This window comes from Janthinobacterium sp. 1L-D-8-B-C4 (assembly GCF_057291295.1).
Map to the genome: position 1 here is coordinate 21182 of NZ_JBXAVX010000019.1, position 12633 is coordinate 33814.

Annotated in this window: 14 protein-coding genes; 6 read left to right on the forward strand and 8 right to left on the reverse strand. The window is 63.5% G+C overall.

The annotated features are described in order from the left end of the window. Positions 1–15: 15 nt before the first annotated feature. The 4 genes from AC0Z42_RS25940 to AC0Z42_RS25955 form a co-directional block, all read right to left on the reverse strand. Positions 16–471 (reverse strand): hypothetical protein, encoded by a 456-nt coding sequence (locus AC0Z42_RS25940; protein WP_485470960.1) that lies wholly within the window; start codon positions 469–471, stop codon positions 16–18. A 264-nt stretch (positions 472–735) separates the two neighbouring features. Next, the gene (gene rsgA, locus AC0Z42_RS25945; RefSeq protein ID WP_485470961.1) at positions 736–1641 is read right to left on the reverse strand and encodes a ribosome small subunit-dependent GTPase A; all 906 of its coding nucleotides are present in this window, start codon (positions 1639–1641) and stop codon (positions 736–738) included. Further along, positions 1638–2003 (reverse strand): 4a-hydroxytetrahydrobiopterin dehydratase, encoded by a 366-nt coding sequence (locus AC0Z42_RS25950; protein WP_485470962.1) that lies wholly within the window; start codon positions 2001–2003, stop codon positions 1638–1640. Before AC0Z42_RS25950 ends, rsgA begins: the two co-directional genes overlap by 4 nt. Then, positions 2000–3274 carry a M48 family metallopeptidase gene (locus tag AC0Z42_RS25955; protein ID WP_485470963.1) on the reverse strand — a complete coding sequence of 425 codons (1275 nt, stop codon included), beginning with the start codon at positions 3272–3274 and terminating at the stop codon, positions 2000–2002. The genes AC0Z42_RS25950 and AC0Z42_RS25955 overlap by 4 nt, the downstream gene beginning before the upstream one ends. 55 nt (positions 3275–3329) lie before the next feature. Between AC0Z42_RS25955 and orn the strand changes: the two genes are divergently transcribed. Further along, positions 3330–3914, forward strand: a complete 585-nt coding sequence (orn, locus tag AC0Z42_RS25960; RefSeq protein ID WP_193317150.1) for an oligoribonuclease — start codon at positions 3330–3332, stop codon at positions 3912–3914. Positions 3915–4015: 101 nt separating this feature from the next. Here the strand turns inward: orn and AC0Z42_RS25965 are convergent, their stop codons facing one another. Continuing rightward, positions 4016–4351, reverse strand: coding sequence for a hypothetical protein (locus AC0Z42_RS25965; RefSeq protein WP_485470964.1), 336 nt, complete (start codon positions 4349–4351; stop codon positions 4016–4018). Then, positions 4348–5280, reverse strand: a complete 933-nt coding sequence (gene gcvA, locus AC0Z42_RS25970; RefSeq protein WP_485470965.1) for a transcriptional regulator GcvA — start codon at positions 5278–5280, stop codon at positions 4348–4350. The genes AC0Z42_RS25965 and gcvA overlap by 4 nt, the downstream gene beginning before the upstream one ends. A 175-nt stretch (positions 5281–5455) precedes the next feature. Between gcvA and AC0Z42_RS25975 the strand changes: the two genes are divergently transcribed. The 3 genes from AC0Z42_RS25975 (at position 5456) to AC0Z42_RS25985 (ending at position 7830) form a co-directional block, all read left to right on the forward strand. After that, positions 5456–6355, forward strand: a complete 900-nt coding sequence (locus tag AC0Z42_RS25975) for a DMT family transporter (protein ID WP_485470966.1) — start codon at positions 5456–5458, stop codon at positions 6353–6355. 240 nt (positions 6356–6595) lie between these two features. After that, positions 6596–7678 carry a hemin-degrading factor gene (locus AC0Z42_RS25980; RefSeq protein ID WP_485471052.1) on the forward strand — a complete coding sequence of 361 codons (1083 nt, stop codon included), beginning with the start codon at positions 6596–6598 and terminating at the stop codon, positions 7676–7678. Continuing rightward, complete coding sequence (locus AC0Z42_RS25985) at positions 7666–7830, forward strand: hypothetical protein (protein ID WP_485470967.1); 165 nt, start codon at positions 7666–7668, stop codon at positions 7828–7830. The genes AC0Z42_RS25980 and AC0Z42_RS25985 overlap by 13 nt, the downstream gene beginning before the upstream one ends. Positions 7831–7854: 24 nt before the next feature. Here AC0Z42_RS25985 and AC0Z42_RS25990 read toward each other — a convergent pair whose 3' ends face one another. After that, the gene (locus AC0Z42_RS25990) at positions 7855–8565 is read right to left on the reverse strand and encodes a UPF0149 family protein (RefSeq protein WP_485470968.1); all 711 of its coding nucleotides are present in this window, start codon (positions 8563–8565) and stop codon (positions 7855–7857) included. Positions 8566–8669: 104 nt separating this feature from the next. Between AC0Z42_RS25990 and AC0Z42_RS25995 the strand changes: the two genes are divergently transcribed. After that, a complete protein-coding gene (locus AC0Z42_RS25995; RefSeq protein ID WP_485470969.1) occupies positions 8670–9683 on the forward strand; it encodes a serine/threonine protein kinase in 1014 nt (337 codons plus the stop codon). A gap of 125 nt (positions 9684–9808) precedes the next feature. Beyond that, the gene (locus AC0Z42_RS26000) at positions 9809–12244 is read left to right on the forward strand and encodes a coiled-coil domain-containing protein (protein WP_485470970.1); all 2436 of its coding nucleotides are present in this window, start codon (positions 9809–9811) and stop codon (positions 12242–12244) included. A 10-nt stretch (positions 12245–12254) separates the two neighbouring features. On the opposite strand, the gene AC0Z42_RS26005 is transcribed toward AC0Z42_RS26000, so the two are convergent. After that, positions 12255–12629, reverse strand: coding sequence for a hypothetical protein (locus AC0Z42_RS26005; protein WP_485470971.1), 375 nt, complete (start codon positions 12627–12629; stop codon positions 12255–12257). Positions 12630–12633: the final 4 nt, after the last annotated feature.

A 12633-nucleotide genomic window follows, 5' to 3' on the forward strand; every position in this document is an offset into this window, starting at 1 on the left:
TGGGCGCGGCCTTGGTCAGCGCGAAACCAGGCGGATATGGGTGGCGCCGTCGGTGCTGCTGGCGGTGCGCATGTCGTCGATGACGCGCAGGCCCGGCAAGGCCTGCGCGTCATCGATCACCAGCTGTTCGCCGCTGTTGCTGAAGGCCAGACTGGCGCCCTTCCGGGTAACGAACTTGCCCGGTCCGCTGGGTTGCAGTTCGACTTCATGCCGCGCCGGACCGTTGGCGCGTTGCGCCAGCTGGCCGAAAAACTGATGGTCCTGCTGGCGCACGAAAAACACTTGGCCGTTCGACAGCCGGTACGGCCGGTCGAGCGTCGCCGCTTCCTCTGCAGTAACGTGGTATGGCGTGGCGGTTGTAACGCGCACGCTGTCGGTGACGGCGGGCGTGGCGGTGGTCTGGGCCATGGCGCCGGCGGCGGCAAAACTCAACAGGGCGGCGGCAAGCAGGGCGTAACGTGATTGATGCATGACATTCACCTTTGATCAGGATGGGTTGCTGGAAAACCTGGGAGGGGGGTAGTCACTGGCAGTGTTTGCAGCGACTGATGGCAAGATAGCAAAGGTGGTGCGGGCCGGTGAGGCGCCAGCGATGAAATGCAGCTTTTGCGGGATGAAATGCTGAAAATGAGGAATGGATGGTTTGGAAGTAAATCCGGAAAGCGACCTTGTCAGCGAAATTTAATTTCGCTTCACGGGTCGCTTTTTTGATTAAATTTGACTATGGGATGCTGTTCAATACAGCGTCTGCGCCGACTCGTGCAGCAGCTGGCCGTACAGGGTATGGCGCATCCTGGCGATCTTGCCCTCGGCCACGGCCTGCAGGATCGCGCATTGCGGCTCGATCAGGTGGCGGCAGTTGTAGAACTTGCAGCCGCCCAGGTAGGGCTGGAATTCACGGAAGGCGCGTTCCAGCATGCCTTCCGACAAATGATACAGGCCGAATTCCTGGAAGCCGGGCGAATCGATGATGGAACTGTTTTCACCCAGTTCGGGCAACTGATACAAGCGGGTAAAGGTGGTGGTGTGCTTGCCGGTGTCGAGTGCGGCCGAGATTTCGCGCACGGCGATATCGGCGTCCGGCACCAGCAGGTTGATCAGGGACGACTTGCCCATGCCCGACTGGCCGATCAAAATCGACGACTGGCCGGCCAGCAGCGGCGCCAAGGTAGCCACCGCATGTTCGGGGTTGGCCCGCGCCGACACTTCATCGACCGGGTAGCCCATCGACGAATACGGCAGCAGGCGTTCGCGGGCCCTGTCCAGTGAAGCGGTGACATCGGTTTTATTGAGGATGATGCGCGCCTCGATGCCGGCCGCGTCGGCCGCCACCAGCGAGCGCGAAATCAGGTCGTCGGCAAAGCCCGGTTCGGTGGCCACCACGATGAACAATTGCGTCAGGTTGGCGGCCAGCAATTTGGACTTGTACTGGTCCGAGCGGTACAGCAAGGTGTGCCGGTCTTCGATGCGGTCGATCACGGCCTGGTCGTTCGAGGTGCGCGTCAGGTGCACGATATCGCCGACCGCCACATTGGTCTTCTTGCCGCGCGTGACGCATTGCAGCTTGGCGCCATCGACATCGGCCAGGTAGTGGCGGCCATGGGCGGCAATGATGATGCCAGTTAGCTTGGCATCGCTCATTTTTCCACCTGTCGGCCGGCGTAAATGGAATCGGCCTTGGCGGCGCAGACGAAGTCGTTTTCCGACAGGCCGCCGGCGCCCTGGTTGACCGAGTGCGTGTCGTAGCGCACGGCGCAGGTTTTGTAAGTGATGATGAGCTCCGGATGATGGTCTTGCGTGTGTGTCATCCAGGCCAGGGCGTTGACGAACGCCATGGTCTGGTAATAGTTCTTGAAATCATAGCTGCGGCACAGCTTGCCGTGTTCCAGCGCCCATTCGGGCAGCAGCGGCAGCAGGGCGGCAATCCCGGCCTCGCTCAAGGCGTGCTGCAGCGGTGCGCAGGTTTTCAGGGTCAGTTCTTCGAAGGTAGTTGGCAGGTTCATGCGATTGCCCCTTTCAGGTGGCGGATGCGGACGCTCGCTGGCGGGTGCGAGTCGTAAAAGGCCGAGTGCAGCGGGTCCGGTGTCAGGGTCGAGGCATTGTCTTCATACATTTTCACCAGCGCCGAGACCAGGTCGTCGGCCTGCGTGTGTTGGGCGGCAAAGGCGTCGGCCTCGAATTCATGTTTGCGCGAGCTGAGCGAACTCAAAGGCCCCAGCAGGAAAGTAAATACCGGCAGCACCAGCATGAACAGCAGCAGCGCGATGGCGTCTGTCGGCTGGCCCGTCAGCGCCAGCGCCATCGGATCGATGCCCAGGCCGGCATAAAACCACGGCTGGGTTTTCAGGTAGCCCAGCAGTGCCAGGAAGCCCAGCGAAATGGCAAACATCATGCCGATGCGCTTGACGATATGCTTGAGCTTGAAGTGGCCCAGTTCATGCGCCAGCACTGCTTCAATTTCATGCGGCGCCAGGCGCGACAGCAGGGTGTCGAAAAACACGATGCGCTTGTTGGCCCCAAAGCCGGAAAAATAGGCATTGCCATGCGCGCTGCGCTTGGAGCCATCCATCACGAACAAGCCTTTCGAGGCGAAACCGACGCGCTGCATCAGGCCTTCGATGCGGCTTTTCAGCGATTCGTCGGCCAGCGGCGTGAATTTGTTGAACAGCGGCGCGATCACGGTGGGATACAGCACCATCATCAGCAGTTGAAAGCCGCTCCACACGCACCAGGCGTAGAACCACCACAGTGCGCCGGACTTGGCCATCAGTGCCAGCACCACCCACAGCAGCGGCAGGCCGATCACCGCGCCCAAGGCCATGCCCTTGAGCATGTCGATAAAAAACAGGCTGCGGCGCATGGTATTGAAGCCGAAGCGCTGTTCCAGCACGAACTGGCGGTAGTAGTCGAATGGCAGGTCGATCAGGCCCGAGATCGCGACGAAGGCGACGATCAGGCCGATCTGGTAGACCATGCCCGGCCCCGTCAGCTCCTGCAGGTGCAGCGCCAGCCATTGCAGGCCACCGAGCAGGGTAAAGCCGACCAGCACGGCCGATTCGACCAGCAGGGTCAACAGGCCGAACTTGGTCCTGGCCACCGTATAGTCGGCCGCCTTCTGATGCGCGGTGAGGGCGATTTTTTCGGCAAATTCGGGCGGCACCCGCGCGCGGTTGGCCAGCACGTGGCGGATCTGGCGCGAAGCGAGCCAGAAGCGCACGAGCAGGGTCAGAACAAGGATGGAAACAAACAAAATCGAAAACGCGAGTGAATACATTCTGTGCCTGTGAGAAAATGGCTGATTATTCAGTTGATTAGGCCAAGAGAGAATTATGTCACAAGCCACCGATTTAGCCGCACCCGCCGTCCTGCCCCGTCCCAACGAGATGAACCTGGTCTGGGTCGACATGGAAATGACCGGCCTGGAGCCCGACACCGACCGCATCATCGAAGTGGCCGTGGTCGTCACCGACATGCACCTGAACCTGCTGGCCGAAGGCCCCGTGTTCGTGATCCACCAGTCCGATGAAACGCTGAACAAGATGGATGCCTGGAACAAGGGCACCCACGGCCGCTCGGGCCTGATCGACAAGGTCAAGGCGTCGACCGTGACGGAAGCGCAGGCGGAAGCCGAACTGATCGCTTTTCTGAAAAAATACGTGCCAGCCGGTAAGTCGCCGATGTGCGGCAACACCATCGGCCAGGACCGCCGCTTCATGGTGCGCGGCATGCCGAAGCTCGAAGCGTTCTTCCACTATCGCAACGTCGACGTGTCGACCCTGAAAGAGCTGTGCAAGCGCTGGAAGCCCGAGATCGCCACCGGCTTCAAGAAGCACCAGAAGCACACGGCGCTGGCCGATATCCTCGAATCGATCGAAGAGTTGAAGTACTACCGCGAGCACTTCATCAAATTGTAAGTGGTGGTGTCGGATTACGCGGCTTCGCCGCTAATCCGACCTACGAAGCTGTGCGGCAGTATTACGTAGGTCGGCTTAGCGCGCAGCGCGTAAGCCGACGCTCAGGCGTATGCGATATTGATCAACCGTACCGTGCCATCTTCGCCGGTGGCCTCCAGCGCAAACGGCCCCGTTTGCCGCAAGCTGGTGATCCACACGGTAGCATCGGGCTGCCTGAAGTATTCCACGCAAGCGCCACCTTGCGCCAGGCTGCACACGATCAGCCCTTCGCCCGCCACCGCGCACCATTGTTCATCTGCATCGATCAGCGCGACCGCCGGATCGCCATAAAATTCGCCGATGGCCTTTTTCCTGCCATCGCCTGCCACCAGCGAGGCCGATTCATATTCATGCTCGATGCGGTAATGGCGGCTGCCTGCCAAGGTGCGCGCGCTCATGCTGTTACCTCGGGCCAGACGGTTTCCTGGTCGGCGCGCGCTTCGGCGATCAGCCATTCGCAGAAAGCATGCACCAGCGGGCGCGTCTCGGCCTGCGGCGAGCGCAGCAGGTAGTAGCAATGCGGCCCCAGCACCTGGTGTTCGAACAGGCGCACCAGGCGGCCCGAGCGCAGGTCGTCGCCAATCAAAGGGCTGGCGGCGATTGCCACGCCCTGGCCGCTGGCGGCCGCGTCGAGGCACAGATAGGTATGCGAAAAACGCGCGCCGCTGTTGCCGCTATAGGCGACGCCGCAGCTGTGCAGCCAGCGGCCCCAGTCGATTTCGCCGGCCAGGTGCACCTCCGGTTCGTCGTGCAGCAGCGGATAGCGCAGCAGGTCGGCAGGGTGCCGCAGCTTGGCGGCGCTGGCGCGAAAGCCGGGGCTGCAGACGGCCGAAAACCGCTCTTCCATCAGCAAGTCCACCTTCAGGCCCGGATAGCGGCCTGGCCCCAGCCGTATCGCCACATCCACCCCATCGCGCGCCAGGTCCACCGGATGCATCGAGGCCAGCACGCGCAGTTCGATCTGCGGGTGGCGGTCGCGCAGCCGGCCCAGGCGCGGCATCAGCCAGCGCGACACCAGCGAACTGGTGGCCGTTACCGTCACCACTTTGTCGTCGCCCTGGCGCCGCGCCGCTTCCGACACTTCGGCCAGCTGGTTCAGCACCGGCCCCAGCGCGGCCGCGTAGCGCTGGCCGGCATTGGTCAGCACCACGCCGCGCGGCAGGCGCTGGAACAGCGCCACGCCCAGCCAGGCTTCGACCTGCCGGACATGGTGGCCGATGGCGCCGGCCGACACATGCAGTTCTTCGCCGGCGCGCTGGAAGCCTTCATGGCGTGCGGCCGCTTCGAACGCGTGCAGGGCGGCAAGCGGGGGTAATTGACGGGACATGCGAGCCTTAATTAAATTGAGTCTATCCGTGAAGAATATTGGTTTGTTTCATTTTCCGCAAGCACTTATCATGTCGATGATGCGTCAAATGCACCCGCAAATTCATTGACGCATGTCCAATACTTTCAAAGCCACCCGCGAGCGGCTTTGCTCCCATTATTTGAAGAGGTAAGTCATGTCTGATCGCCGCGCCGTAGCGCTGGTGTTGTTGTCGGCCGCCGGTTTCGGCAGCTCCGCAGTCTTTGCCAAGGCGGCTTATGCGTCCGGGGTCAACCCGTCGACCATGCTGGCCCTGCGTTTCGTGATCGCCGCCATGCTGCTGTTGCCGCTGGTCTGGCTCGGTGGCTGGCGCTTGCCGCGCGGCCGCCTGCTGGCCGGCTATGTGTTGATGGGCATGATGTATACGGCCCAGTCGCAAGGCTATTTCAACGCCCTGCTGTATGCAAGCAGCAGCCTGTGCGGCATGCTGCTGTATGCCTATCCGGTATTGGTGACGATCCTGGCGCTGGCGCTGGGTTGGGAAAAACTCGACCGCCGCATGCTGGTGCTGATGGTGCTGGCGATAGCCGGCATGGCCGTCACCCTGGGCGGCAAGCTGCAGGGCCAGCCGATCGGCATCGCGCTGGCGCTGATGGCCGCCGGCGTGTACGCCGTGTATATCCTGTTCGGCAATAGCCTGTCGAAAAGCGCGGTCGTCATCCACCCACTGGCCGCCTGCGTGGTGATACTCGGCACGGCCGGCCTGGCCAATAGCGCGATTGCCGTGTGGCAGGGCGTCTCGCTGCCGGGCACGGCCACCGGCTGGCTGGCGGTGGCGGCAATCGCCCTGTTTTCCACCGCGATTGCGATCGCGGCGTTTTTTGCCGGCGTGGCGCAGATCGGCGCAGCCCGCGCATCCATTATTTCCACCTTCGAGCCAGTGATCACCATGGCCTTCGGCGTGGGCATGCTCGGTGAAAAAGTCAGCGGCACCCAATTGCTGGGTGGCGCGATGGTGCTGGCGGCAGTGGTGTTGCTGGCGCATAAGCCGGCGGCCAAGCCCGCCCTTATGCCGGGCACGCAGGCCAGCGCCTGACTTTGAAAATGGCGGAATGCCTGAGCGGGAGACTCAGGCTTTAATCCGTTTTGCCGGTGTTCTGGTGGCCTGGGGCGATAACCTGACGTCACTATTCTGACGCGGCCATTTTCCGTGCGGACACAATACAAATAAATCTTCAATCGAGAATGATTCGCATTTATAATTGATGCACCATTCCCCACCAGCCAGCTTGCCGCCAGCCAGTGTTCGCCTTGAAAGGAGACCACCGTGCCCGCCATGTTCCCATCACGCAGTATCGAGATCGCCGAAGCGTTCGCCCGTTTGCGCAGCGAAAAAAATGCGCGCCACCGTGATATCGCGCAGCAGCTGCATATTTCCGAAGGCGAACTGATCGCCGCGCATGCGGGCCTGTCGCTGGCCGACGGCGCCTTGTTGGGCGCCGAACGGCTGCAGCAGCAATGGCCGGCCATCATTGCCGCGCTCGAACCGGTGGGCGAGGTGATGGCCCTGACGCGCAATGCCTCCTGCGTACATGAAAAAACCGGGGTCTACCGCCAGGCCAGCCACAACCATCACGTGGGCCTGGTGCTCGGTGGCGAGATCGACCTGCGCGTGTTCTACCGCCAGTGGGCGCATGGCTTTGCCGTGCGCGAACTGAAGGAGAACACAGTGCAGCGCAGCCTGCAGTTTTTCGACGCCGCCGGCCACGCCGTGCACAAGATTTTCCTGAAACCGCAAAGCGACCTGGCCGCCTGGGAGGCGCTGGTGACGCGCTTTGCCGACGACGACCAGGAGCCGGGCATGGCGGTGACGGCGCCGCCGGCGCCGGCGACCGAGCTGCCCGACGCGCGGATCGACGTGGCCGGCTTTCGCGCCGGCTGGGCCGACCTGCGCGACACGCATGATTTTTTCGCCTTGCTGAAAAAATACTCGGTCTCGCGCCTGCAGGGTCTGCGCCTGGCCGAACCGCGCTTCGTGCAGCAGCTTGAGGCGTCGTGCGTGCTCGACCTGCTGAACGAGGCGGCGCGCGAAAAGGTCGCCATCATGGCGTTTGTCGGCAACCCGGGCATGCTCCAGATCCATTCGGGACCGGTGCACAAGGTCGCCGTGATGGGGCCATGGATCAATATCCTCGATCCCCGCTTCAACCTGCATTTGCGCGAGGACCATATCGCCAGCGCCTGGGTGGTGAAAAAGCCCACCGTCGATGGCCTGGTGACGTCGGTCGAACTGTTTGACGCGAAGGGCGACACCATCGTCATGTTCTTTGGCGAGCGCAAACCGGGCAACCATGAATTGTGCGAATGGCGCCATATCGTTGAAAACACGGTACGGGAGGGCGAATTATGCGCCGCATGATCGCTGCCAGCGTGGCGCGCCGCATCGCGCTGAAAAAAATGGGGGCGGGCGCTATCGCCCTGGCCGCGCCGATGCAGGTGCTGGCGGACGCCGACACCAGGGTGGCGGAGAAACCGCTCCATAAAAAACGCCGGGACGGTGCCCGGCGCTGAAGTGCCTTCGTGCTTTAGTGCGGCTTACTCGGCAGCAGGCTCGGCTGCCGGCTCGGCGCCGCAGCATTTCTTGTACTTCTTGCCGCTGCCGCAAGGGCAGTCGTCGTTGCGGCCCACTTTCGGCTCTTCGCGTTTCAGGGTCTGCACGGCCGGCTTGCGGCGCGGTACCCAGAAACGGTGGATCGCCGGCAGGTTCGCTTCCAGTTCCTGCGCCAGCTTGTGCGCCTTGACCGGGTCTTCCACCAGTTTCAGTTCTTCTTCCTCGATCTCGTCGGCGCCCAGCAGGTAGATCGGCTGCATCAGGTCGCCTACTTCCGAGTCCCAGATCTCGTTCCACGAGCCTTCGCGCAGTTCCATGCCGTCCCAGAAACCCCAGCACCAGGCTTCGGCGTCGATCAGGGTCTGGCCTTCATGGTCGTGCTCGACGAACAGTGGCTCGAATTCCTTCGGCGCCACTTCGAACGTCACCAGCACTTCGTTCATGAAGCGCATGATCAGGTTGACGATGCGTTCTTCTTCCTTGCTGTTCTTGAACTTGGGCGCGTCCTTGATGTCTTCGCCCCACACGCGCGGCAACCACTCGGCCGGCATGATCGGTTCCGGACCGATGGCCACGGCCGTCAGATAGCCGTGCAGCATATCCATGGTCATGGCGTCTTCGGAGCACCGGTCCGACAACAGGAATTGGTCTAGTTCGTCAAATTCTTTTTCTGATAATGGCTGTTCGAGTTGCATGGCTTGCTCTTTGTTTTGGATGTAAGCCGTCAGTATACGCTTAGCTGCCTGCGCCCGCCGAAGTGTTTATGCAGCACGCCGTGGCGCGCCGTACAATGGCGCTTATGCACAACGAAAACCAGCCGCACGAGGACGCCCGGCCCGTCCACCCTTATTCCGAACTGAGCCCCGACTGCGTGCTCGATGCGCTCGACAGCGTCGGCCTGTACGGTGACGGCCGGCTGCTGGCCCTGAACAGTTATGAAAACCGGGTCTACCAGGTCGGCATCGAAGACAGCGCGCCGCTGGTGGTCAAGTTCTACCGCCCCGGGCGCTGGAGCGACGCCGCCATCCTGGAAGAGCACGCCTTCGTGTCGGAACTGGTCGAGCGCGAAATCCAGGTGGTGCCGGCGCTGGAGATCAACGGCAGCACGCTGCACCAGTACCAGGGCTTCCGCTTTGCCGTGTTTCCGCGCCATGGCGGCCGCGCGCCGGAACTCGACGACCCGGCCACGCTGGAATGGACCGGGCGCTTTATCGGCCGCATCCACGCCGTCGGCGCCTTGTCGAGCTACCAGGAGCGTCCGGCGCTCGATCCGCAGACCTTTGGCGTCGAGCCGCGCGAATTTTTATTGTCCGGTAACTTTCTGCCGCCCGAGCTGGTGGCCGCCTATTCCAGCGTGGCGCAACAGGCGCTTGACGGCGTCAAGCGCTGCTATGACCGCGCCGGCGACGTCGCGCTGCTGCGCACGCATGGCGATTGCCATGGCGGCAATGTGCTGTGGACCGACGCCGGCCCGCATTTCGTCGATTTTGACGACAGCCGCATGGGCCCGGCCATCCAGGACCTGTGGATGATGCTGTCGGGCGAGCGCAGCGACCAGGTGCGCCAGATGAGCGACATTTTGGCCGGCTACGAGGACTTTTGCGATTTCGAGCCGCGCCAGCTGTACCTGGTCGAGGCGCTGCGTACCTTGCGATTGATCCATTATTCGGCCTGGCTGGCGCGCCGCTGGGACGATCCGGCCTTTCCGGTCGCCTTTCCATGGTTTAACACGCAACGTTACTGGCAGGATCGCATACTGGAATTGCGCGAACAGGTCGCTCTCATGGACGAAGCGCCGCTCTGGCCAATCTGATCTAAATAGGGAAAAGCACGGTAAACAGGCCTCTGCTTGCCGCGCTGATGCCTGCCTGCGGACGCGATAATGGCGGTAATAATTCCAGCAGGAATTTTGTACTTCACCCGATTCAGCGAGAAATTATGTCAGCACAGCACAATCAGCAAGCCGCCGCCGCCCTCGACGACGACGAGTTCGACCAGGACAGCATCGTCTCGCTGCATGATTTCCAGGACCTCGACCCGGCCGCCGGCACACCGGTGGCCCAGGCCAAGGCCGTGCCGGTATCGCCGGCGCCAGACACCGATGTCGACGGCGGCGCATCGGAGCCCGTTGCCGGGCGCCAGCAGATGGAGCTGAAAGCCATCCACGAAGCCATCGCCCGCGTCGAAGCGGAAGCGAAAGCCACCTGCGCCGCCGAAAGCCGTGCGCTGGCCGAAGCGCGCGTGCGCTCGCTGGCCGAAGACCGCGCCGCCATCGATGTGGCCGCAGCGGCCGCCGCCCAGCAGAACGCGCAAGCGGCCGAGGAAGCCATCGCCGCCAACCGCGACCGCCTGGAAACCATGCGCGCCGCCGCACAGGCCAGCGTGGCGCGGCTCGAAGCGGTGAAGCTGGAAACGGCCGAACTGCGCGCGCGCGTCGACTCGGACAATGAAATCCGCCTGGCCGCCGAACAGCGCACGCGCGCCGAGCAGGAAAACCGCCTGCGCGCCAGCGAGCAGGTGGCGGTGCAGTCGGAACTGGCCGAACAGGCCGCGCGCGCGGCCGAAGAATTGCAGGTACAAACAGAACAGGCCCGCTTGCAGGCGGTCGAACGGGTAGCCGCCGTGCAGGCGGCCAAGGACGAAATGGTCGGCATCGCTTCGGCCGACGCGCGCGTGGCGGTCATGGCGCGCGAACGCGAACGCCATGCCCACGGCGCGCGCAAGACGGCGCAAATGCTGGCCGAAGCGGAAAGCGAAGCGCTGGAGCTGACGGTGCAGCGCGAACGCGCCGACCAGATCGCGCTGGAATCGGCCTTCAACCGCGCCGCCGCCGAAGTGCGGGCACTGGAAGAAGCGCGCGCGCTGGCCCACCTTGAACAGGAACGCGAAGCGATCGCGCTGGCGCAGGCCGAATCGGAACGCCATGCGGCGCAGTCGCTGCATTTGCGCCTGCAGACGGAAAAAGAACTGCGCGACACGGCGATCCACCGCGAACGCGTGGAAATGGTGGCCGCCGCCAGCGCCCAGGCGAGGCGCGACGCCGACGTGCGCATCCTGGCCGCGACAGAAGCGCGCATCGAAGTGGACCGCCAACTGCGCGCCGTGGCGCTGGCGCGCATCGCGGCCGAGCAGGACGCCGAAATTGCCGGCCATGCGCGTCTGGAAGCGGAAAACGCGGCGCTGCAGGAAACGCGCGTGCGCGAAGCTGCCGAGCACGATGCCAGCCTGGCTGCGGCGCGCGAACTCGAAGCGCAGCAGCAGGCGGCACGCCTGGCCCTGGCGCGCGCAGAAGCGGCGCAGGCGGCCAGCGAGCAGGCCGAGCGCCAGAACGCCGCCGAACAGCAACTGCTCGCCAGCGCCGAAGCCCAGCTGGCGGTGCAGCGCCAGGCAGCCGAACTGGCTGAGGAAAAAGCGCTGCAGGCAGAACGCCTGGCGGCGCAGGAACAGGAAACCGTCAAGGCCGAACAGGCAGCCATCGCCGCCCTGAAGGCGAAGCTGGACGCAGAAGCGCTGGCCTTGCAGGCAAGCGAAGAACGCACCATCGCCGAACTGGCGCAGCTTGAGGTGCTGCGCGCGCAACAGGAGGCCGAATTGGCCTTGAAGGACGCGGCCGAGAGCGAAGCGGCCGCCACCCGCATTTTGCTGGAGCAGGCGCTGGTGGACGCAGAACAGAAACAGGCGGCCGCCCAGGCAGTGCAGGCGCAGGCGCGCCTGGCGGTGGAACTGGGCCTGGTGCATGGCGAGCGCGCCCGCGTGGAAGCCGACAAGGCGCAGGCCGCCGAAGCATTGCTGGCGTCCGAGCGTGCGTTTGTCGCCAGCGAGCGCGAATCGCTGGCGCTGATCGATGAAAAACTGGCGCAGCAGCGCCAGGCCAGCAGCGCCGAAGAGCGCGCATCGAAAGCCATCGCCGGCCGCCTCGACGCGGAAAAGCAGTCCGCCGTGGCGGCCGAAGCGCGCGCGCTGATGGAAGAGCAGGCGCAGGACGCCATGCGCTTGCGTGAACAGGCCGAAATGGCCGCCTGCCAGGCCGCGCGGGAAAAGCTCGAAGCCCAGCAAGCGCTGCTCGACAGCGCCCAGGCCCATGCGGCCGTGCAGCGCAAGGCGGCCGAGACCACGCGCGCAATGGCGGTGGCCAAGCAGCAGTTGCTGGAACTGGAAATGCGCCGCGCCCAGCAGCAGGAACGCGAACTGGCCGACCTGCGCGCCAGCCTGCGTGAAAAACAGGGCGAGTTTTCGGCAGCCCTGACGGCGGCGCGCAGCAAGGTCGAACAGCTGCACTCGGCCAACGTGACGCGCGAAGTGCTCGACCGCCTGACGCACACGAATACGGTGACGGGCACCGTATGGCGCGCGCGCCAGGAAGACCAGGGCTGAAACTAGCCGATCAAGGGTTCAGCACGACCTTGTCGGCATAGTACTCGGTCTCGCCGAAGCATTGCGTCGGCACGCCCTTGTGCTGGTTGTAGCTGATCAGGATATGCTTGCCGGCAGCGGCCGTCAGCTGTTTTGCCACGGCTTCGTCGCGCACGCTGAACTGAAATTTCTCCGGTATCGTGCCCGGCAGCGCCGTCAGCATCAATTCGCCCTCCCAGGTCTTGCAGACCCAGCCCCGCTTGGAAAACTTCAGCAAGTGGCCGGCCCGTTCGCCTTCCGAATACGAAAAGCTCAGGGCCAGCCAGGTATAGGCCGCCAGCAGCAGGCTGCCCGCCAGCAGGAAGATGACAAAGGCAATGCTGACTTTTTTGGTGGTGGGGGTCATGTGG